This is a genomic window from Pseudomonas alkylphenolica (assembly GCF_000746525.1).
Lineage (GTDB): Bacteria > Pseudomonadota > Gammaproteobacteria > Pseudomonadales > Pseudomonadaceae > Aquipseudomonas > Aquipseudomonas alkylphenolica.
Window position 1 is genome coordinate 2,855,196 of record NZ_CP009048.1, and the last position, 21,692, is coordinate 2,876,887.

The 21,692-nt window shown below is 58.9% G+C and carries 13 protein-coding genes and 1 pseudogene; 4 read left to right on the top strand and 10 right to left on the bottom strand.

Annotation, left to right across the window (positions count from 1 at the left end; genetic code table 11):
• Nucleotides 1-108 precede the first annotated feature (108 nt).
• From PSAKL28_RS13015 to PSAKL28_RS13025, 3 genes are all read right to left on the bottom strand, one after another.
• A complete protein-coding gene (locus PSAKL28_RS13015) occupies nt 109-1,188 on the bottom strand; it encodes a zinc-binding dehydrogenase (RefSeq protein ID WP_038610943.1) in 1,080 nt (359 codons plus the stop codon).
• A 108-nt stretch (nt 1,189-1,296) separates the two neighbouring features.
• Nucleotides 1,297-1,815: a 2,4'-dihydroxyacetophenone dioxygenase family protein gene (locus PSAKL28_RS13020; protein WP_051939355.1), complete on the bottom strand. Its 519-nt coding sequence runs from the start codon at nt 1,813-1,815 to the stop codon at nt 1,297-1,299.
• A gap of 182 nt (nt 1,816-1,997) precedes the next feature.
• Nucleotides 1,998-4,106, bottom strand: coding sequence for a HEAT repeat domain-containing protein (locus PSAKL28_RS13025; RefSeq protein ID WP_306452926.1), 2,109 nt, complete (start codon nt 4,104-4,106; stop codon nt 1,998-2,000).
• 459 nt (nt 4,107-4,565) lie between these two features.
• On the opposite strand from PSAKL28_RS13025, the gene PSAKL28_RS13030 reads away from it, so the two are divergent.
• Nucleotides 4,566-5,063, top strand: coding sequence for a P-loop NTPase family protein (locus PSAKL28_RS13030; RefSeq protein ID WP_157687025.1), 498 nt, complete (start codon nt 4,566-4,568; stop codon nt 5,061-5,063).
• A 374-nt stretch (nt 5,064-5,437) separates the two neighbouring features.
• On the opposite strand, the gene PSAKL28_RS13035 is transcribed toward PSAKL28_RS13030, so the two are convergent.
• Nucleotides 5,438-5,647 (bottom strand): hypothetical protein, encoded by a 210-nt coding sequence (locus PSAKL28_RS13035; RefSeq protein ID WP_038610952.1) that lies wholly within the window; start codon nt 5,645-5,647, stop codon nt 5,438-5,440.
• Between the two features lie 566 nt (nt 5,648-6,213).
• On the opposite strand from PSAKL28_RS13035, the gene PSAKL28_RS13040 reads away from it, so the two are divergent.
• A complete protein-coding gene (locus PSAKL28_RS13040) occupies nt 6,214-8,001 on the top strand; it encodes a hypothetical protein (protein ID WP_157687026.1) in 1,788 nt (595 codons plus the stop codon).
• Between the two features lie 76 nt (nt 8,002-8,077).
• Here PSAKL28_RS13040 and PSAKL28_RS13045 read toward each other — a convergent pair whose 3' ends face one another.
• From PSAKL28_RS13045 to PSAKL28_RS13055, 3 genes are all read right to left on the bottom strand, one after another.
• Nucleotides 8,078-8,686: a dTMP kinase gene (locus tag PSAKL28_RS13045; protein ID WP_038610958.1), complete on the bottom strand. Its 609-nt coding sequence runs from the start codon at nt 8,684-8,686 to the stop codon at nt 8,078-8,080.
• 62 nt (nt 8,687-8,748) lie between these two features.
• Complete coding sequence (locus tag PSAKL28_RS13050; RefSeq protein ID WP_038610960.1) at nt 8,749-9,543, bottom strand: AraC family transcriptional regulator; 795 nt, start codon at nt 9,541-9,543, stop codon at nt 8,749-8,751.
• A 123-nt stretch (nt 9,544-9,666) separates the two neighbouring features.
• Entirely contained in the window at nt 9,667-10,779 is a 1,113-nt protein-coding gene (locus PSAKL28_RS13055; protein ID WP_257011893.1) for an alpha/beta hydrolase family protein, read from the bottom strand.
• 302 nt (nt 10,780-11,081) lie between these two features.
• Between PSAKL28_RS13055 and PSAKL28_RS13060 the strand changes: the two genes are divergently transcribed.
• Nucleotides 11,082-12,605 (top strand): wax ester/triacylglycerol synthase family O-acyltransferase, encoded by a 1,524-nt coding sequence (locus PSAKL28_RS13060; RefSeq protein ID WP_038610967.1) that lies wholly within the window; start codon nt 11,082-11,084, stop codon nt 12,603-12,605.
• A gap of 156 nt (nt 12,606-12,761) precedes the next feature.
• On the opposite strand, the gene PSAKL28_RS13065 is transcribed toward PSAKL28_RS13060, so the two are convergent.
• From PSAKL28_RS13065 to PSAKL28_RS13075, 3 genes and pseudogenes are all read right to left on the bottom strand, one after another.
• Nucleotides 12,762-13,646 (bottom strand): hypothetical protein, encoded by an 885-nt coding sequence (locus PSAKL28_RS13065; RefSeq protein WP_051939357.1) that lies wholly within the window; start codon nt 13,644-13,646, stop codon nt 12,762-12,764.
• Nucleotides 13,586-17,233: a beta strand repeat-containing protein gene (locus PSAKL28_RS13070; protein WP_257011894.1), complete on the bottom strand. Its 3,648-nt coding sequence runs from the start codon at nt 17,231-17,233 to the stop codon at nt 13,586-13,588. Before PSAKL28_RS13070 ends, PSAKL28_RS13065 begins: the two co-directional genes overlap by 61 nt.
• Nucleotides 17,209-18,496: pseudogene (locus PSAKL28_RS13075) on the bottom strand (ShlB/FhaC/HecB family hemolysin secretion/activation protein); the annotation flags it as partial. The pseudogene PSAKL28_RS13075 and the gene PSAKL28_RS13070, both read right to left, overlap by 25 nt.
• A gap of 573 nt (nt 18,497-19,069) precedes the next feature.
• On the opposite strand from PSAKL28_RS13075, the gene acnB reads away from it, so the two are divergent.
• The gene (gene acnB, locus PSAKL28_RS13080; RefSeq protein ID WP_038610970.1) at nt 19,070-21,670 is read left to right on the top strand and encodes a bifunctional aconitate hydratase 2/2-methylisocitrate dehydratase; all 2,601 of its coding nucleotides are present in this window, start codon (nt 19,070-19,072) and stop codon (nt 21,668-21,670) included.
• Nucleotides 21,671-21,692: the final 22 nt, after the last annotated feature.

A 21,692-nucleotide genomic window follows, 5' to 3' on the forward strand; every position in this document is an offset into this window, starting at 1 on the left:
TAAAAAAGCGTCCAGAAAGCCGCGCTAGCAGCCCTCCGGAACGCAAAGGGAACTATCAAATCAGGGAACAGATCAGGCGTAAAAGCGACTGTCAGCTACGCCAAGTGCTCAATCGAAGGTGATCATGATCTTGGCATGCTCATCGGGCTTGGCCAGGCTGCTGAACGCACCGGCGACTCCATCCAGGCCAACCCTACCGGTGATCATCGAGGTAACATCGAGTCGCCCATCGGCCAAGGCATGCAGCGTTTGGGTGAACTCTTCGACGCTATAGCCAAACGAGAAGTGAATGTTCGCCTCCTTGCCAATACCAATCAGCGGCTCGATCTGGTCACTCTGCATGCACACCCCGACCACCACCAGACGAGTACGCGGTGGTGCGTTCTGGATCACCTGCTGGATCAGGCCCGGCACACCGACGCATTCAAACACCACGCAAGGCTTAGGCTGCGGTCCCAGGCCAAGCAGAGCCAAAGGGCCATTGATGTCGTAACCCTGCGGCGCCGCGACTTGCAACCACGATTGATAGGGCGACTGCTGCGCTGGGTCGATCACTACATCCGCACCCATTTTTTCAGCCAGGGCACGACGCCCGGGCGAAAAATCTGCAGCGACCACAGGGCCAATGCCGCGTGCCTTCAACGAGGCGATCACTGCCAGCCCGATGGGGCCACAACCGATCACCACAGGCACCTCGTCGCCCGCAAGCCGGGCGCGGTTTACCGCATGGCCGGCGACAGCCAGCGGCTCGGTCAGCGCGGCGAAGTCGGCCGGCAGATCGCCTGGTACCGCCACCAACATCTGTTCGGCCAATACCATCTGCTCGCCATAACCACCAGGGTATTGGTTGGAATAGCCGACATGGTCGAAGCGATTAGGGGTCACAACGAACGGTAGCGAGCACACCCGCGTACCGACCTTGAGCGTCTTGTCGCAGCCCGGGCCATGATCGAGAATCTCGGCGCAGTACTCGTGACCAAACACCACATCTTTTTGCTGATCGAAAGCGACCGGAATGTTTCCGCGCTTGAAGTTAGCCAGTACGTGTTCGCAGTGATGAAACATGTGCAAGTCGGAACCACAAATGCCGCAGGCCAGAGTCTTGACCAGTACTTCACCTTTAGCGGGTGTTGGATCGACAAGCTTATCGATCACCAGTTTATTGTCGCGCAGGACCACAGCTTTCATTGATCAACTCCTTGTTTCACTGCGCCGCCACATTTTGCCAATCGAGTGCTGGGCAACAAGACTGCCTCACCTTGCAACTCGAAACAGCGGGTGGCGCCGATGGTCGAATTAGCCGATGGTGTAGTTGGGTTGCCCAGGACGAATGTAGCGCGCTGGCTCCAGGCCACGCTGTGCGACCAGATGGTCGATCATTTGGGTGATGCTGGTGGCGTCCAGGACACCGACATACTGATTTTCCCGGTCGAAGTTGACATTGGCGCCATGCACGACGAGGACTGTTTCAGTGAGCTCGGTGTTGTCCGCGGGCACCGTGAACGTGTGGATAGAACCACCTGGTTCGAACAGATAGCACCCGGCGGTTTGAGGCTGGTCCGGATATTCGTCATAGACCCACTTGCCAGAAAGCGTGAACAGGTGCACCGGCCCGGTGTGATAGTGACAAGGTAAGCGCACGCCAGGATGAAACAGTGTGCGTAGCACCCAGATGCCAGCGCTCGCGTCCAGATACAAGGGCTGAACGTCTACACCAGGGAACTCGGGGCCCATCGCATCTTTGTAGATGGGCAGCTCATTAGTATTGAGCGTCAGTAGTTCCTTATGGTCAAACAACGGTACAGGCTTGGTCATGTGTCACCTTCTTGTTATTGGTGTATTGACATACAACATCAGTGCCCTGAATGCGGAGTTCCGGGAACCTGCTGACCAAGCTATACAGCTCCAGGGACACCGACTTGATAAAGGCCGCCATTTATCTGCCTTTTGGTGACCTATGTCTCAAAGCAGGTAACCCTTGCCTACTTTCACTGAAACTACGGCGTGTAAAGGCCCAATTGACGACGCAGCGGCGCCACACGTGGGTCATTTGGTGCCGCCTTCTGCAGGCGTTGCCAGTAGGACGCCGCCGCTGCACGTTCGCCGGCAGTGCCATGCAGGTAGATCAGTGCATAGAGCAGATCGGCATCTTCGGGCGCACGTTCAAGACCCGCCATCAACGCGGCTTGGGCGGCATCACGCTGTTGCAACTGCAGCAGCAACAAGCCCTGGTTGTAGCGAATACGTGGGGTGTCAGGCATTGCCTTGGCCGCCTCTTCCAACCAACGCGCAGCTTCGGCCGGCTGCTGGCGCTCAACCAACAGCAGGGCCAGCATGTAGGCCAGGTTGCCACGGTCGGCAGCAGGTGACTTGTCCAGTGCCACACCATCGCGCAGCGCTTTCTCGGCGTCATCGTGCAAGAGCATGCCGTTGGCCAGGGTTACCAGATTGACCCGGGCCGGTGAAAAATAGGGGTCCAGGCGTAGGGCCTGACGATACTGCTCCAGCGCCTCCATCTGCCGCCCTGAGCGCTCCAGCCAGACCGCCAGATTGAGTCGATTGCCCGGCAGGTCGGCATTGCTGCGCAGGCGCCGCTCATAGTCCTGTTGAGCAAGCTTGTAGCTATCGCGGCGTGCCTCGGGCATCGCAATCAGAGGAATGCTGGCCAGCGCACGCAAGGCTTCGTCGCGCACGGCGCGCTGAGGGTCGTCGAGCAGCGGTAGCAGGTGTTCAACCCGCTGCACGGGTGGCAGAGCGGTAAATCCGGCCGCCGCATATGCCCGTACCATGGCGCTGTCATCCTTGAGCACCTTTGCCAGCGTCGGCAGCGCCGGCGCTCCCAGCTCAGCCAATTGTTCGGCAGCGCTGGCCCGAACAATCGCGGGCTTGCCCAGATCGGCAATGACCGCGCTCAACTGGGCCAGCGCATCACCTTGCCCTTGGCGCACACGATGAAAGGTCTGACCGTAGTGTGGCGGCCGCTGCGGCTGACCAAACCAGCCTTCGATGGCGTTGGCAGCCCAGATCGGTTGCTGATCGGTGTGACAGCGTCTGCAAGCATCCGGGCTACCACTGGCCTGCGCCAGGTCCGGTCGCGGAATGCGCAGGCTGTGGTCTCGACGTGGGTCCACCACCATGTAGGTGGTTTCCGGCATGTGGCAGTTTACGCACTGCGCCCCTGGGGAGTTTGCGGCATGATGATGATGCGCAGGGCCGTCGTATTCCTTGGCCTGAAGGCTGGGAAAGCGCACGGGGGGCGTGGGCGAGTGGCACTGCAGGCACAATCCGTTACCCTCGACTTTCACCTTTAAGCTATGGGGGTCGTGGCAGTCGGTGCACGTCACTCCAGCGGTGTGCATCTTGCTCTGGGTGAACGAGCCATACACATAGACTTCACCCTGGATCTGCCCGTCCGGGTGATACAGGTCGGGCCGCAAAGTGGCCGGGAGCACGGCGTCCAACAGCGAATGCCCAGGCTGCTGACCGGTGCCCAGGCCCTGGCGGCGGCTGTGGCAGAACGCGCATTGCTCAATCAGGCCTTTGGCGCCCAGGGCGGAAAAATCCACCTTCAGACCGATCTCGCTGGCCTTTTGGTACGGCGCGTCGGGTTTAGCCTTTTGCGCCCAGTCCACGTGCTCTTTGGCTGGTCCATGGCAGGACTGACAACCCACATTCTGCTCGTGCCAGGTTGTGGTGAAAGTATCGCTCTCGCTGTCGTAGCCCTTTTGCAAATTGCTCGAGTGGCAGTCGGCACACATGGCGTTCCAGTTCTGGTAACGACCGGTCCAGTGCAGTGGGTCACCCGGGGCGAAGCGTTGGCCAGGGTATAGCGAAAACCAGCGCTGGCCGCCGACACTGGCCGCGCGGCTGTCCCAGGCAATCGTCAACGCCTGTAACCGTCCCCCGGGAAAGGCCACCAGATACTGCTGTAGCGGTCGATGACCAAAGGTGTAGCGGATCAGAAAATCCGCAGGCTTGCCATCCTCGCCCTCGGTGTTTACGTAGTACCGATCATTACGCTTGAAAAAGCGTGCGTTCACGCCTGCATCGCTGAACCGCGTGTCCTTGAAATTGCCGAGCACACTGGTGGCATTCGCCTCGCGCATCGCCCAGTCATGATCTGAATGCTGCCAGGCCTTGGCTTGTTCTGCGTGGCAGCCCAAGCACGTGAGCGCCGGCGCATAACCCGCAGCATCGTTTGCTAGTGCAGGATCAGCGCCTGCCTGCGCAGATGCCAGGCCGGTGTTTAGTAGCAGTATCAGCAGGCAAGAAAGGAAAGGACGAATCAAGTGGGCTCCTTGGGGTCGAGGATAATGGCTAGATGGAGTTGGAGCTTGCGCGCCGCGAGTCTAGCGTGTGGACCAGAAGCGTACTTGACCAACTACGCCAATCGCTTGATCGCGTGGCTGAACTACAGGCGTGATCGGTAGCTGTCGTCAATTGCCAGCTTATTGGCGCACTTCATCAACGTAGCAATGCCCTCCACCGCTATGGTTTGCGCGTTCGCCGATCACGCTATCGAGCCTGTAACTAATGTTCCGATCAATCTCACGCCAGGACACAGCATGAACGGTCAAGCGATTCTGCCTCGATCGCATTTACGCACTGCATTGCTCAACACCCACTGCCGGTTAAGCCTACTGTGCGCGCCTGCCGGGAGCGGTAAGACAATGCTGCTAGATGAGTGCTTGGCCTATCGCCCGGCCAATACTCGTTTGGCGCGGCTGGACTTGCAGGATCACCCGATCGAGGCGACTCAGGTGATCGCTCGCATGGGTGCCGCATTGCAATTGATGAATGCTGACTTCGACCGGCTTGGCGAGGTATTGACGAAAACCGTACAACCGCTTTGGTTGGTACTGGACGGTTATCCTTCACTGCCTGATGCTGACCTGGATCGGCTGGTTAAAGAGCTGATCCAGTCTTCGTCGCCGCGGGTGCGGTGGTGGATAACGACCAGAAATAGACCAAAAATGCAGCTAGCGAGGATGCTGCTCAACGGTGAGTTGTTTGAATTGGATGCCCGCAGGCTGGCAAAAAAGCCGAAGTACAAGACAACCTGACCAAAGTCGATGGCATCCCCCCCAGCGCGCACATCTGAATGCGCGGTACACCTTGCTACCGGGTGAACGCGCTTCTCTCATTAGTGCTGCGTTGCTAGGTGGATTTGAGCTCGTACAGCGGCAAGGCATCGACATCAACTTTCAGTCCAACCGGGCCCCTACAAGACTTTCGTTAAATACGTTGCCTGTACACTGCCAAGCATCTCCAAGCCACAACGGCGCAGTGTTTCAGCGCTCATCGGCATGTTCGCACCGGCCCGCGCGCCTGACACGCCAGGTGTACCTTAAGCATACATAGCAAGGCTGATCCCCAAGCTCTCGCCGCCCCCCCCGGTGACAGCAAGTGAATGGTGGGGCTCGTCAGCAATCGCCCCTTAGCTTATTGTTCTCATCTTGCTCTTGAAGTGCCGCCTCATGACGCCAGCGCTGGTGCCGCCGATGGAGCGCAAACGGAAGGCCTTGGCAATTTCAACAATGGCCAGCGGATAGACGACGCCACTGGTAATGCCGCCTTTCATGATCAGATCGCATTCTTTCGGGTAGGTGGAGTGAAACAAGGTTGATTCGCTCAGGGGGCGTTTCAAGAGGCTCGGTTGCTTTGTTCATTGGCGAGTTCTCTTTCGTTAATGTCGTGTAACAAACTCTAAGTAGAAGAGTTAACGAGGGTGCTCGCAGAGCACGAACTTCGACGTTCCGAACGCAACGCATAAACAATACAGGTTACAAGACGCCACATAAGAAAACAGACAACAACGAGCACTTGAAGGCAAGATTGTCAGGCCCGTACTCAGCACAAGTCACAGCACTAAAATCTTATACAAAAATGATTTTCATATGAGCCATACAACCTTTATCACCAGCATAGACTGGGCCTTGCAGGGTCGCAAGCACAATGCCATCAACATTTAGGCGCAACCGAACGCTGATAGTTTCAGTGCCGACACAAACGCAAATGATCTGTAACAGCCATGTATCACACCATATTAATTTTACAGTAAGCCCCGGTACGATCAGCTCTGTTATTTGCGCTTTCATAGTACAGAACTAAAATACACACATAAGCTAGCAGCGACTGCTACTTATGCAGTCAATGTCGTAGCCATGCCCAGAGGGAACTCCCCAGCTTTTCTTTCCTCCCCCGAGTTGGCCATTGATTCGTTTTTTGTCTCTGCACCTGCGTCACCCTCGGACATTGAATGACCTGTCGGAGAAAGAAAAAATGGCTGACAAATTTGTGCTTTCAGTGGTTTGGGGAGAAACGCAAAACGTTACGCCCAAGGACGGCGCACCCGCGACCGTGAAGCGGCTTCATGCGGTTGTAGCCAACCTCGCCGCTCAGGCAAAGAAACGTGGCCTTGGAGGTCAACTACAGGTGCGTCCGGCGCCTCGCGTCGATACCGAACTATCCGCAACGTTTGAGACAATGCGTACGACAGTCGACGAAGTCGAGTCCGGCGTTCACGTTGGCAACTCCCTCCCTGCACGGGCGGCGCTGGTCGAAATTCCCCAGGCCAGTACCGCTCGACTCGATTTCGCATTCCCCAGGACGTTGAGTTGGATTTTCGGGACTGATGTGCGCAGCGGTGGTGATTTTTTTGTTGGAGACGCCTCTAACAAGCGCCTCTATCGGCTGTTCGAGTCCAACGAACCGCCAACCGAAGACCAATTACCATTCGTTTCGCAAGTGACCGGCAGTGGCTTGTCAGCGCCAGTGCCCCCTAACCCTTACAAAAAACTCGCTTGGGTGGTGGGGATCTTTGCGGCGGTGATTTTTTTCATCGGCGCGGCAGTGTCTATCTCGACAGGCCATTCGGTGAGAGAAGCAAAAAATCTGCTTATGGCCACCAACCCTGCCCTTCAATACCGCTTGTTCGAAAGCGTCAGGCTCACATGCGAGGAGGATGCCAATGCGTTTCCATCAGCTAAGCATCCCACGGTTTGCGACAACCTGCTGGCCAATGAAAAAGCCTCTGACGTGGCCCCGCGAACAAAGAAACTCCTCTGGGATCCGTCGAAAGTAGATGCTGTGCTTAAAGGGTTCAACGAATGTCATGAAGGTAATAACCCCAGGGAGTGTGACGTGATCAGGCGTGGGGCTGCAGCTCTTGAACGGAAAACATCCTCCGCCAACAATGTTCTGGGTGTTGCCCGTGCAGCCTCGGTTGACACCAAGCAAACTGAAATCAGCACAAGCTCGACGTCAATCCTGTCCTCCTTCCTGATGCTCGCCGTTGGTATCGCCGGGTTGATCATCGCGCTCGGATTGGGCACAAAGCAGCGTGTCGCCGGGGTCTGGATCGATGTCCGCAACCGGGTTTCACTAGCACGCGCGCAAGTCACCCTGTGGACAGTGGTGGCGCTTTCCGGCTATGCCGCTTTGGCGTTGTTCAATATTGGTTTTACTGGCGTTGGGAGTGGCTGGGAAGCCTCAGTCTTTCCAACCATTCCGACATCTGTCGCGGCAGCCTTGGGAATCGCGACAGCCTCGCCAATGATCTCTGCGCTAATCCTCCCGACCAAGGACCCGGCCCAAAAACAGGTCAACTTTGTAGCTGATCCCGACCCGCGCAAACGAGGCATCCCTTTTTTGGGTGCGCAGTCCGACGGTCTTTCGTTGAACGACACGCCCCAAATGGCGTCCATCACGGATATGTTCATGGGCGAGGAAATCGCCAATGCCAATACGGTTGACGTATCACGCCTGCAGAACGTATTGATTACCGTGCTCCTTGTGCTCGGGTATTTCGCCGTAATGCTTCAGGTAACAGGCGATATCAGCGCACTTTCACTGTACGGGACCAACGGCCCTCGATTCCTAAGCCTGCCCGATCTAGGCGCATCCTTTACATCGCTGTTATTTGTCAGCCATGCAACGTATCTGGTTGCTAAGGCCCATGACGCGCGTGCGCCGAACTCAGCTGAGCCCGCAAGTGAGTAAGCGCATACCGAAATTCTACATCTACGGCTATCTCAACCGCATCAAGGCCGGTGTCGCGAACTTCGCCAACGGCGCATCAGAGGACGCTATAGATCTCAGCAACCACCTGCATCGTTGCCTCTTCAATCGTTCCTTCATTACGGCATAAAACCCAGTCGTGATCTGCAACCGCTTGCTCAAACGCCCGGGTACAAGCGATCTGTTCTTCCAGCTTATGCATCACCGTACTGCTCAACCCACGCGTACGTGCCGCTGCCCTCGCCCATGAAATTTCAGGGGCGGTGACAACCCCGACATGCAGGTCTGGCACGCGCACGTTTCGATCAAGGTTCAGCTGTAGGATTTGTGCAAACGGGACCATCCGGCGAAACGCAGCATCAGACGGGTACCAGCGATCGATCAGGATGATGCTGTCTGCTGGCTGTTTGGTCAGCACGTGCTGGGAAATCCAGGTACGGCTATCAGCAAAGCGCTCACAAACCCCCAGCTCCAGATCCCGGCTGGGATTTCTGACGAATGTGTTCACCAGGGCCATTGTTTCACCCCGGTAGGGATCGCTTTTTTTCTCGCAAAGCCGGATCACCTTTTTGTTATCGGCCCTCAGTACTTTCGTAACGGCCTCCAACAGTGTGGTTTTGCCGGTACCCTTGGGCCCGTCTAGCGAAACAAACAGCGGACGATTCATTCTTCAAGCAACGTATGGGCAGAGATTGCTGAGCACTCTACCCCAGTTTCTGGCTGACGGCGTCAACGTAACCCGGCTACACCAAGCATTGAGCTGTAGCTCGACGGCGAGACACCCATCACTTTACGGAACGCATTGCTCAGATGAGCCTGGTCGAAGAAACCTAGGTCGGCGGCGATGTGTGCCGCCGCGTCGCCAAGGCGCAGGCGCCGGCGCGCTTCGATCAGGCGCAACTGCTTGAAATATTGCATGGGAGGCAGGTTTTTCAGGGTCTTGAAGCTTCGCACCAGATGGAATCTGGACAGATTGGCTTCGGCGCACAGGTCTTCAAGCTCGATCACTTCGTACAGATTGGCCTTCATGAAACGGATCAACTGTGCCACCCGCAATGGCTCGTCAGCGGTGTCTGGCGTGGTGCGAAAACGCGCCAGCTCACTGCACAGCACCAGCAACGCCTCGTCACGACCGCTGGCGTCCAATTGCTCGTGCAGGTCGAGGATAGAGCGGAACAGCGCACTATCGTGGATCACGCCCTCCTGGAACGTGGGCAGGCCACTGGCGCTGGTGGTCTGGTCAAGAATGTTGCGCACCTGCTGTCCATCCAGATGCACGCTGATGAACTGTGCGCCCTCCCCGCAGAACTCCGACGCCTGCACGGTCATCGGGTTATAAAGCGTCACCTCGCCCGCTACCACGGCTTGCTGCCTGCCGTTGTACCAGATCCGCTCCGCCCCGCTGAGGTTGGCGCTGAGCACATATTCTTCATGGGTATGCTTGGGGTAGCGGGCACCGCTGGCATTGACCATCGAGCATTCAATACGCTCAAAGCGGGTCAGTTTTTCCATTATCAAGGCCATCGGCCTGCCTCCTTGCAGGAAAAGGATGTGCCTGTCACATCCTAGAACGGCTGTCGATGCAAACTGAAATAGCATCGAACAGCTGAACATCCAAGCAGAATGCTTGCCAACGTCGCGGGTGTACTACAACCCTGAGTACCTATCCATCAACGCCCTCATACACGCCAGATACTCACCACGTCCCAGATGCAGAATGTGATTACCGGGAAACCAGTGCAACGCACTGCCCGGCCAGTGTTGGTGCAACAGCCGCAAGTGTCGTGGCATGGTAACGCGGTCTCCGGCACCGCCGATGATCAGCATGCGCTCGCCGTCCAGACGCGGGGCGTAGGTCAGCGGGTTGTGCACGGCAAGCAAGCCGCGCATTTCAGCCACGCCAATGCCCTGGTTGCGCATCAGGCGGGAGAGCAACACCCCTGTGGGTTGCCACTCAAGGAACGCGTCGATAGGGCTGACCGCAGGTACGATCGGCACGCAATAGGCCAGGCGCTCGTCAACGGTCGCCAGCAGCGCCGCGGTATAACCGCCGAGGGAAATGCCCGTGACCCCGATATGCTCGACACCACGCGCCTGCAGGTAGTTGATGAACACCCGCAGGTCATGGATCGCATGCAGCGGCGCCTCGTTAAAGGCCACCAGCCCACTGCCGAATAATCCCTGGCCGCTGAACCAGTCGCTGCGTTCTGCGCGACGACCATGGTGCGGAAACGTGAACAGCAGGATGTCATAGCCCCGCCGGTAGAAATCGGCCAGCGACAGCGCGTGAGCGTTGAGCCAGTGCGGGTCGGCGGCGAATCCGTGGATGACGATCAACGTCGGTCGTGGCCGGTCGCCATGGCACCAGTGCTGGGCATGGGCGAAGGCATTGCGCTGCATGGCTTCAAACTGCGGGCGCGCGAACGGATTGAGCGGTTTGAACGGACTGGCAAACCGCAGCTGCAAACGACGGATGTCATTGCCTGGCAGCGCACGCTCTGAAATGACGATGTCCTTCGGCGGTCGCAGGAATACCTCGGAGGCATCTCCCGCACGCGCTAGCGGTTCGTAGAAGCGCAGCGCCTCGAACTCGCGCTGCAGACGGCCAGGTTTGCGTAGCGTGGTAAGCGCGGTCGCCGCCACCGTAGCCGACAAGGAGGTGCGCATCACCCGCTCGATCGCGGCGCTGCCATGGATCTTCAGGCGGTGCCTGGCATCCAGTTCGGTGCCGTCGGCCTGCCGCCAGAAGTCTTCGGACAAACGCTCCCACCAGGGGCTGCGTGAATCCCCTGCCCTTGTCCTTTCCTCACTCACGCACTGCTCTTTACTCCACACGCAAACTCCCCTCCCCAGGCGGGGGGCGGCATGTGCGCCCCGATAGCCCCCAGCATAAGGACCGCGCCGACCGCTCACTCCCCCCCTTTTGCAGGGGGACGATGCAACGGCAGATCGATGAATCTGCCCGTCATCGACCTTGGTCGTATTGATGAAACGCGAAGCGCCTGTCTTTCAGCTCAATTGATTGCCCCCAACTGCGCCACAACCTTGCGAGAGCGTTAACGATGAGCAAACTCAGCGGGCAAGATGCCCTGTTCCTCAAAGTCGATCGTCCCCATGCCGCGTCGCACTGCACCATGATCTACATCTACGATCAGTCCACGGTAGAGGGGCAACGACTCGGCTTTCGGGAGATCGTCCACCATATCTCGGATCGTCTCGACGTCTCGCCCGTGTTCAAACGCAAGATCATCCAGGTGCCCTTTGGCCTCGGTTATCCCTACTGGGTAGAGGACGACCTGTTCGACATCGACTTCCACGTTCGCCATTTCGCCCTGCCCAAGCCAGGCGACTGGCGTCAGTTCTGCATCCTGGTGTCACGCATCCATGCCCGCTCGGTCGATCTTTCCCGGGCGCCCTGGGAGATGTACGTGATCGAGGGGCTCGACAACATCGAGGGCATCCCCAAGGGTAGCTTCGCCATCCTGACCAAATCGCACCATGCGGCGATGGACGGCGCCGCGGCCGCGGAGCTGACCTGGGCCTTGCACGATCTGGCCGGCGCGCAGGGTAAACCTGTCGCGGTGGTCGATAACCCGCCGGCGGCAACCAGCGTGTCGCCGCGATGGGGCATGCTGGACACGGTTAGTCGCATGTTCACTGACAACATCTCGGCCTCTGCCCGCATGGCACTGCCGCTGGCCCGCGTGTTGCCCAAGCTGGCCATTGCCAGTCTGCGGAAAGTGGCCAGTTCGGTACTGAGCGCTGAAGGCGGCGCACCGCGCACACGGTTCAACAGCAATGTGACGTCCAGCCGGGTCTGGGATTCGGTCACCCTTGATCTTGGCGTGGTGAAACAGATCAAAAGCCTGGTGCCCGGGGCAACAGTCAACGATGCGGTCCTGGCCATTGTCGGTGGGGCGATGCGTCGTTACCTGATGGCAAAAGATGAACTGCCGGAGAAGTCGCTGGTGACCCTGGCACCGGTCAACACCCGCCAGGGCAATGAATCCGTCGCCGCCGGCAACACTGTGTCGATGCTCACCTTCCCGCTGCGTACCGACATCGACGATCCGCTTGAGCGCCTGCAAGCGCTGCAGGCCGCCACCTCGCAATCCAAAGCGATCCAGAATGCGGTCGGTGCCAACGACCTGACCAATCTGCAGAAATTTGCGCCCCCTGCCACCCTGGGTCTCGCCGGTCGCCTGGCGACGCTGATGGGCATGGGCGGCAAGGGCCCGGTGCTGCTGCACAATTGCATGGTGACCAACGTCCCGGGCCCCAATGTGCCGCTGTACATGCTCGGTGCAAAGCTCGTGTACTGGTGCGGCGTTGGGCCGCTGGTCGATGGCTTGTCGTTGATCTGGAACCCCACCAGTTACTGCGCAAAGATGTTCATCTCGTTGACCAGCTCACCAAACGTTGTCCCCGACCCGGATTTTCTCGCGCAGTGCCTGAGGGACTCCTACGAGGAATTGCAGGCCGTGGCGATTCAGGCAGCCAAGGCCAAGGCTCCCAAGCCAGTGAAAGCAAGGCGCGTTGCCCGAAAAGCCGCGGTGCAGAAGGTCAACGACACGCAGATGCTCTAGCCGGAGTGGCCATCAAGGGCGCGTGAAGGCGAAGCAGGCCACTCTGGCCTGCTTCGCCACACTGCCTCGGCAAGGACTAAGCTGGTGCGATGGATCTTCTACTCTCTAGGTGAAGGCCATGAGTGCCCTGTCGATAGCAGGTTGATCATTCCACGCCTAAGCCACAGGTTTCATCTGCGTGTAAACCCAAATTCCCATCGTCAGTAAAGCCACAACAACGATGATGCCTTCGCGCTTGAGTAGGTGCCAAGGCAGCCGCTCGGCCTGGCGCTTGATCACGTTCAATACCCGGGTCCATATTGGAACCCTGCCGCCCACCAGCGCTGCATTTGTGAAATACAACGTGCCAAAGAACACCACCACTGGGCTGGCCCAGCGCATCCAGGGCACATGGCTGGACGCCGAGAAAGCCAGGGCTGCTGGCACCACACTGGGGAGAACATGGCGCAGCACCAAGAGCCCGGCGCCTTGCCGGTACCATCTGCGCGGGAGCAACCTTTGGCTCAAGCGCACATCCAGTGACCGCACCGCCATCGCCAACATGGACCAGAACTGGTAGGCCTTGGTGCCAAACCAGAGCATGCCCAGCATCAGCAGCGGCGCGACATTCGGGTTGAAGATGCCGTCCCTTTTCATGGTGCCGCCAAACAGGTAGGCAGCGAAACAAACCGCCAACGACAACCACAGAAAAACATTTACCCCCCGGTAGCTTTCCGGCGGTAACCAGTCCCGCCAGTTGTCGAGTGGTTTCAGCCCAAGGCGCTCAGGGAGCTCGGGGTACTGGTACTCGATGGCTTGGGCGAGTTGTGTGAAACGTTGCCAGTCGCTCTCGGTAAAGTAGTCCGCGAGTTCACGACGGCCGCAATCACTCATGGGTTTGAACAGCAAGGCGGCGGCCTGCCCATGAAGCTTGTTGGCGTCGAACCTGGCCAAGTCGCTGCGCACGCTTTCGACCATGGCCTCAATTTCGTATCGCCGGGTCAGGTCCTCCCAACGCCAGTGCTCGCACGGCAGGTTGCCCTGGGTTTCTTCCCAGCCCATCGCCTTGCATACGTCATCGAAAAGCCGACCCCGAGCGAGAGGTTCAGCGCGTCCTTGCTGGCGATGGCGTTGTCCATCAGGTAACGGAACATCGCCTCGTCGGAGGTCAGGCCTTCAAGAAAGCGCTGGCCGGTACGGGCAACCACGGCCTGCTGGATCAGGTATTGCTCGTAGAAGCCGTCGCCCAGGCGTTTGGCACTGTCATCGGGGTTGTAGCCGAGTTTGCCCAGCAGGTAATCCGAACTCATGAACTGCTTGAGGTCAGTGAGTGCCGGGTTGGTTTCAATCAGGTATTTGTGCGGGCTGGACTTCCCGCTGCTGCTCGGCAGGCCCTGGACTTTGGCGACGCTAACAGGGCCTGCCATGCCCAGGCTGCCTGGACTCTTTATGCCGGTATCCCGGCCTTGAGTACCCGGCACCTCTTGTTGGCGCTGAGCACTGCCCACGCTTGCGTCACCCAGGTTCCAGCTTTGCGGACCGGTGTCTCCCTGACTGGCGCCTTGCCCGCTGAGGCGAAACAGGCCGTTCTGGCCGCTGGGCAGTTCAAATCCCGGCAACGCCAGCGGGTTGACTTGCTGCTGCGCCAATTCCGGCGGTAGCTGTTGATTCAGGGTAACGCGGGTCGAAAACTCACGATCGGGGGCAGTGGTATTGGTACTTGGGCCGCTGCCGACGTACTCATAGCCTGCGCGAACCACACTGCTATCGAAGTTGTTCTGGGTGGTGATGTTGACGTTGCCGGCGGCCTGGATGATAGCGGCGTAGCTCTGGTCGCCAGTGCTCAACTGAGTCACGCGGCCGAACTGCGGCAATTCGGCTTCGGTGCTACCGATAAAGCGGCTCATGTCCGCTGCCAGGCCACTGAGGTTGCTGGCGTCGTAGCCATCGCTTTCAAACCAATAGCGCTGGGTGAAATTATTTGCGGCGTTGGTCCAGCCGCTGCCATTGCTGGCGCGTTGGGTGCGAAACACCCTTACGGTTTCGGTATCGGAAGCCTCTACACCGGTATTGCTCAGGTTGTTCAACGTGGCAGTAAAGTTGCCGCTGCTGGCGATGGTGCTGCTGTGGTTCAACAGGTCGCCACCTTTGATGTCCAGGTTGCCACCTGCGGTAATGCTGGAGGCGGCACTGGCGGCGGTCACTTCCAGCTTGTCGCGCTGCACGATCTCCCAGACACGGTTGCGCTTGCCGCTGCAGTCGCCGGCGTTAACGCCTTCAATACACCGGATTTCCTTGATTCTGGCCGTGTAGATGCCTGCATTGCTGATGGTCAGCAGCGCGCGGATGTTCTCAACAGTACTGGCGGCCAGGCTCATGCTGCCGTCACTCTGGATCAAGCCTGAGCTGTTGATGATGCTCGTGGCCCAGCCACCCGCTCCGTCGCGGTCGATGTCGAGATTGCCAAGGCTGTAGATGCTGGCGTAACTGTTGGTCAGCGAGCCCACCCGCAAGCCCATGTCCCGGCCACTGAAGATCAACCCGTGATCGTTGAGCAATGCCGAGCTGGTGAGCGTCAGGTCCTGCCCGCTGCCCAGCGTGCCGTAGTTGTTCAGGCTGCCGGTGTTCAGGGTCAGGTCGGACGTTGAGGTCAGTCGTCCGTAGTTGGTCAACAGGCCAGCAACCGTAATCGTGCTGTCCCCACCACTGGCGATGCTCGCAACCTCGGGCAGCTGCAACTGCCCGGTGTACAGGCTCAAATCGCCCCGACTGCTCAGTCGGCCGTTGCCGCTGTACAGCCCGGTCAACCCGACGTTCAGGCTACCGTCGCTGGCGATCAAGCCGTCGTTGTTCCAGTTCACACCACTGCCGGTCAGGCTTTCGGCGGCCAGTAACTGGCCGCTGGCGGTCTGGGTGAATTGAGCGACGTCAACGGTCAAGCGCCCGGCTTGAATGACACTGCTGTTGGTCCAGCTGTCGGCAGTGAGGTTCAGGCCACCGCGGGTGACCAGGCTGCCACCGGCATTCATGACGTGAGCGGTGGCGATGTCGAAGGTGCCGGTTCCGACGTGCAACACGGTGCCGCCAGCGTTCAAGAAGCCGCCCATGAGCAGACTCAAATCTGTATTGGCGCTTTCGACGCTACCGTTGCGGTTATCCAGCACGCCACCAATCTGGAAACGGGAAATTCCACTGGTACCGAGGGCACGCAGTTTCCCGCTCTGGTTGTTAAGGCTGTTCGCGGCGACATTGAGCACGCTGTCGCTTTCGACGATGCCCGAGCGGTTGTTGAGCGCTCCGGCCAGGCTCAGGTCAATCTGTTGGCCGGCGATCTGCCCGGCACTGTTGTCAAAGTCACTCCCCGTGACATCGATCTTGCGTGCGGCGTACAGGCCGCCACTGCGGTTATCGAAGCTACTGCTGTTGATGACTACGTCGCCTGTCTGCGCCGCAATCCGTCCGCTCTGATTGTTTATCCCAAGGGCTGTCAGATTCAGACGCTCGCCTTGGGTGATACCGCCTGAGGCGTTTTGCAACCAACCACTGAGAGAGGCGCTCAGCGCCGCGTAAAGGCTGGTCAGCACCCCGCCGCGGTTATCGAGATTGATGGCGGAAACAGTGAGCTCAGCGTCCTGCGCAAGGAGGCGGCCTTCCTGGTTATCGATATCCCCGACAACATCAAGCTTGAGCGCACCTTGACTCTGCAGCGTGCCCTGATTGTTGTTCAGGCTCGCAGCGCGCACACGCAGGTCACCGTGTTGGCTATAAATCAGGCCATCCGCAGCGTTTTGCACCACGCCAGTGGCGGTCAGGGTCAACAGGTCATTGGCCGCGACCGTGCCACGATTGCGGTTGTCCAAGCCCCCCGTAAGCAGGGTCAGCAGTCCCTGACTGGCAAGTTGACCGCCCTGGTTATCGACCTGAGTGGCGCTCAGTCGCAAAGGCCCCGCGCTGGCCAGTTTGCCTTGGGTGTTGGTCAACGTACCGAGCAAGGCCAAGGTAACGCCGGCATTACCGATCAGTCTGCCGGTGGCATTGTCGAGCGTAGTGCCGCTGACATTCAGGGCCTGGGTTGCACTGATTGAGCCGCCGTTATTGTTGAGCCTCGTCGCCTCAACACTCAGGGTTGTACTGCTGTCGATCTGACCGCCTTGGCTGTTATTCAACTCGCCGGCTACGGTCAAAGCCTGTTCACCGGCACTGGAGAGAATCCCGCCAGCGCTGTTGTCGAGGGAAGCAGCTTTCACCGTCAGGTTCTGCTGGCTAACCAGCGCACCGGCAGCGCTATTGAGCAGGGTGTTTTCAACCTCGACCGTCAGGCCGCCGTTGCGACTGGAGAGTGTGCCGTTGTTGCGGTTGTCCAGGCTGCCAGCAGTGACGGCAAGGCCTTTCCAGCCCGAAATCAGGCCGTTCTGGTTGAGCACACTGGCGCCGTGGAGCGTAAGCTGCTGGCTACTGATCAGCTTGCCGGCCTGGTTGTCGAGGTTGCGCCCGGTCAGCGCGAAGCTTTGGCTGCTGGAGATTTCACCGCCTTGGTTACTCAGATCACGCAGGTGGCTGATGCTCAGCGGTCCAGCGGTGGTGATCATCCCACCGCTATTGTTCAGGTCACCACCGGCCGTACCGAAGTCGAGGGCGACTCGCCCCACAGGCTGAAGGGCTGCAAATAACTCAGGGTCGCGGTGTACTTGCGGTAGCGCGCGGTGGGTTCGCCGCGAGCTGGATCGTGATCGCCCTGGGCATCGAAAGCGCCGATGCCATTCTGCATCCCAAGGTCGAGGTTGACGAACGCGTTGCCAATGCGGCGGCCATGGTTGATACCCAGCTGCGCTTCGCTGATGCGGTTGCTGCTTGGCTTGAGTTTGCTGTCTTCGAAGAAGTTGTTGGTGCGCAGGTAAGACAGGCCGGCGTTGACTGAGGTCTTGCTCATCGAATCGCGATGAATCACCCGCTCGGCACGCAACTGATGGTTCTGGCTGTCTCCGGTTTGCTTGAAGTTGTAACCATTGGCCTGCGCCTGTGAGCGATAGTCGCTCTGGCTATAGCTGTAATTGAAATTCCACCAGCCCCACGGCAGGTTGTAATTGGCAAAGACGCTACTGGAAGTACGTTGATGATCGCTGACAGCGTCGTGACCACCACGCAACATCAGTTGATCGGCCAATCCTAATGGGCTGTCCCACTCAAGTGAGGTGCTCCATTGCTGTTCGCCGGTACTGTCCTGGCCATCGTTGCTGCGCGACAGGGACGCACGCCAGGGTTTTTGTGGCGTGTTTTTCACCACGACGTCACTGCCACCTGCGGTTTTGCCGGGGGTCAGCTCCATTTGCACCTGGTTGGACGGCAACCGGTTGAGGTGATCAACCATCTGCTCGATTTCACGCAGGCTCAGCAACTCACCTTCACGGCCCGGAAAACTCATGGCCAACTCGCGCGCCGACAAACCACTGCCGGCTGTGGTGCGAATGTTTTCCAGGTATCCCTCAACCACCAGCACCGACAACTGCCCGCCAGACAGATCTTGCTGCGGCAGGTAGGCCCGACTGGTTACCAAGCCTTTGTCGATGTAGCGGTTGGTGATGACTTTGAGTAATTCATTGAGCTGCGAGGTGCCCAGGCATCGATCCTGATAAGGCTGCGTCAGCTGTTTTCGATCCGACTCAGACAGGTGATCCGCGCCGTTGATCAGGACCTGCCTAATCGGAAAACAGCGGCTGTCTACAGGGGCACTGGGTGTAGCTGGCACCGCCTCTTTGCCCGGTAACTCCTTGAGGTCCTGGAGTCGACGCCGCTGTTCCTCCAGCAGCCGGTCCTGGCGCTCTCGAATCAGGTCCTGATCACCAGGTGTTGGCGTGGAGGCAGCAAAGGCGGAACTCAGTCCCCCCAGGCAGCCCAGTAAGGCAAAAGAAAATGACCTCTTCCGGCGGTGCAATACCGACATCTCGATTCCATCCATGAAACGTTAACTTTGCTGGGGTAGCCAAAGGCAAGTTTGAAGAGGCCATAACTGGAAGCCTCACGATGGGTAACGAGTGTTGACACTTCCCGGGCAAAGAAAAATAGGATGGTTCTTAAAAAAGCTACAGAAACATCCTACTAAGGCAAATCATGGCCGGCTGCTTGTGCGGCCAAACACCACGCGGGTTACGCGCTTGGCAAACCTCTGGCCCAAGACCTAGACCCTGGATGATTGGCACCTGCCATGCCCACCGTATCAACGGGGGAAGCGGTGCGTCTGATATGGCCCGACGCAGAGCCTTCGGACCCCACCGCAAATGGATAAGCCACGCCAATGTGTCGACAATCCTATTGTGTTGCCGGCTCTTATCCTTTAGATTTCGCGCATTGATCGCCAATGTGTCAACAAAATCGACTTCAGCAGGAGCAGACTGTTTTTGGTGGTCTTGTCAGTGGTCACTCTCAATTACCAAAAATATGCCCCTGCTTTTTTTTCTTTCCGGTACGCCACACATAGGAGATCGCCCGTGCTCGAAGCTTATGCCCGCCACTTACAAGCGCGTGCTGAGGAAGGCCTGCCGCCCCTCGCACTGAATGCCGAACAAACCGCAGGCCTGGTCGAGCTGCTGAAGAATCCTCCTGCTGGCGAAGAAGCAGTTCTCGTCGACCTGATCACCCACCGCGTTCCACCAGGCGTGGACGAAGCCGCCTACGTCAAGGCCGGTTTCCTCTCTGCTGTCGCCAAGGGCGAAGCCACTTCCCCGCTGATCGACAAAAAACGCGCGGTAGAGCTGCTGGGCACCATGCAGGGCGGCTACAACATCGCCACCCTGGTCGAACTGCTGGACGACGCCGAGCTGGCTGCCGTTGCCGCCGAACAGCTCAAGCACACCTTGCTGATGTTCGACGCCTTCCACGACGTCGCCGAGAAAGCCAAGGCCGGTAACCTGCACGCCAAGGCCGTGCTGGAGTCCTGGGCCGCCGGCGAGTGGTTCACCAACAAGCCCGCCATCGCTGAAAAATACAGCCTGACCGTGTTCAAGGTTCCAGGCGAAACCAACACCGACGACCTGTCCCCTGCCCCGGACGCCTGGTCGCGCCCTGACATTCCGCTGCACGCCCTGGCCATGCTGAAAATGGCCCGTGACGGCATCAATCTTGAGCAACCAGGCGCCATTGGTCCGCTCAAGCAGATCGAAGCAGTCAAAGCCAAAGGCTTCCCGGTGGCCTACGTCGGCGATGTGGTCGGTACCGGTTCTTCGCGTAAATCCGCCACCAACTCGGTGCTGTGGTTCTTCGGTGACGACATCCCGTTTGTGCCGAACAAGCGCGCTGGCGGCTTCTGCTTCGGTAACAAGATCGCCCCGATCTTCTATAACACCATGGAAGACGCCGGCGCCCTGCCGATCGAATTCGACGTGTCGAACCTGAGCATGGGCGACGTCATCGACGTGTACCCGCACGCCGGCAAAGTCTGCAAGCACGGCAGCGACGAGGTCATCACCACCTTCGAACTGAAGACCCCGGTGCTGCTCGACGAAGTCCGCGCTGGCGGTCGTATCCCGCTGATCGTCGGCCGTGGCCTGACCGACAAGGCCCGTACCGAGCTGGGCCTGCCGGTGTCCGAGCTGTTCAAAAAGCCAGAGCAGCCCGCCGACACCGGCAAGGGCTACAGCCTGGCGCAAAAAATGGTCGGTAAAGCTTGCGGCGTGACCGGCGTTCGCCCTGGCACCTACTGCGAACCAAAGATGACCACCGTCGGTTCCCAGGACACCACTGGCCCGATGACCCGTGACGAACTGAAAGACCTGGCGTGCCTGGGCTTCTCCGCTGACCTGGTCATGCAGTCGTTCTGCCACACCGCGGCCTATCCCAAACCTGTGGATGTAAACACCCACCACACCCTGCCAGACTTCATCCGTACCCGCGGTGGCGTTTCGTTGAAGGTTGGCGACGGCATCATCCACAGCTGGCTGAACCGCATGCTGCTGCCGGACACCGTCGGTACCGGTGGTGACTCGCACACCCGTTTCCCGATCGGCATCTCCTTCCCGGCCGGTTCCGGTCTGGTCGCCTTCGCCGCTGCCACCGGCGTCATGCCGCTGGACATGCCGGAGTCGGTACTGGTGCGCTTCAAGGGCAAACTGCAACCAGGTATCACCCTGCGTGACCTGGTCCACGCGATCCCTTACTACGCCATCCAGAAAGGCCTGCTGACCGTTGAGAAGAAAGGCAAGATCAACGCCTTCTCCGGCCGCATCCTGGAAATCGAAGGTCTCGACGAACTGACCGTCGAGCAAGCTTTTGAGCTGTCCGACGCCTCGGCTGAACGCTCCGCTGCCGGCTGCACCATCAAGCTGCCTGAGAAGGCCGTTGCCGAATACCTGCGCTCGAACATCACCCTGCTGCGCTGGATGATCAGCGAAGGCTACGGCGATGCCCGCACCCTGGAGCGCCGTGCCCAGGCGATGGAAGCCTGGCTGGCCAATCCGGTATTGCTGGAAGCCGACGCCGATGCCGAATACGCCGAGATCATCGAGATCGATCTGGATGAGGTCAAAGTGCCAGTGCTCTGTGCGCCGAACGACCCGGACGACGCCCGTCTGCTGTCGACCGTTCAGGGCGAGAAGATCGACGAAGTGTTCATCGGTTCGTGCATGACCAACATCGGTCACTTCCGCGCTGCCGGCAAGCTGCTGGAAAAGGTCAAAGGTTCGCTGCCGACCCGTCTGTGGCTGGCTCCACCGACCAAGATGGATGCGCACCAACTGACCGAAGAAGGCTACTACGGCATCTACGGTAAGGCCGGTGCACGCATGGAAATGCCGGGCTGCTCGCTGTGCATGGGGAACCAGGCACGTGTGGCGGCGAACTCGACGGTGGTCTCGACCTCGACCCGTAACTTCCCCAACCGCCTGGGTGATGGTGCCAACGTGTACCTGGCCTCGGCCGAACTGGCTGCGGTTGCCTCGATCCTGGGCAAGCTGCCAAGCGTCGAAGAGTACATGGAGTACGCGAAGAACATCGACAGCATGGCTGCCGACGTTTACCGCTATCTGAGCTTCGACCAGATTGCCGAGTTCCGTGAGGCCGCTGCGAGCGCCAAAATTGCGGTTGTTCAAGCGTAGGTCGTAATTACTCTCCACTTGC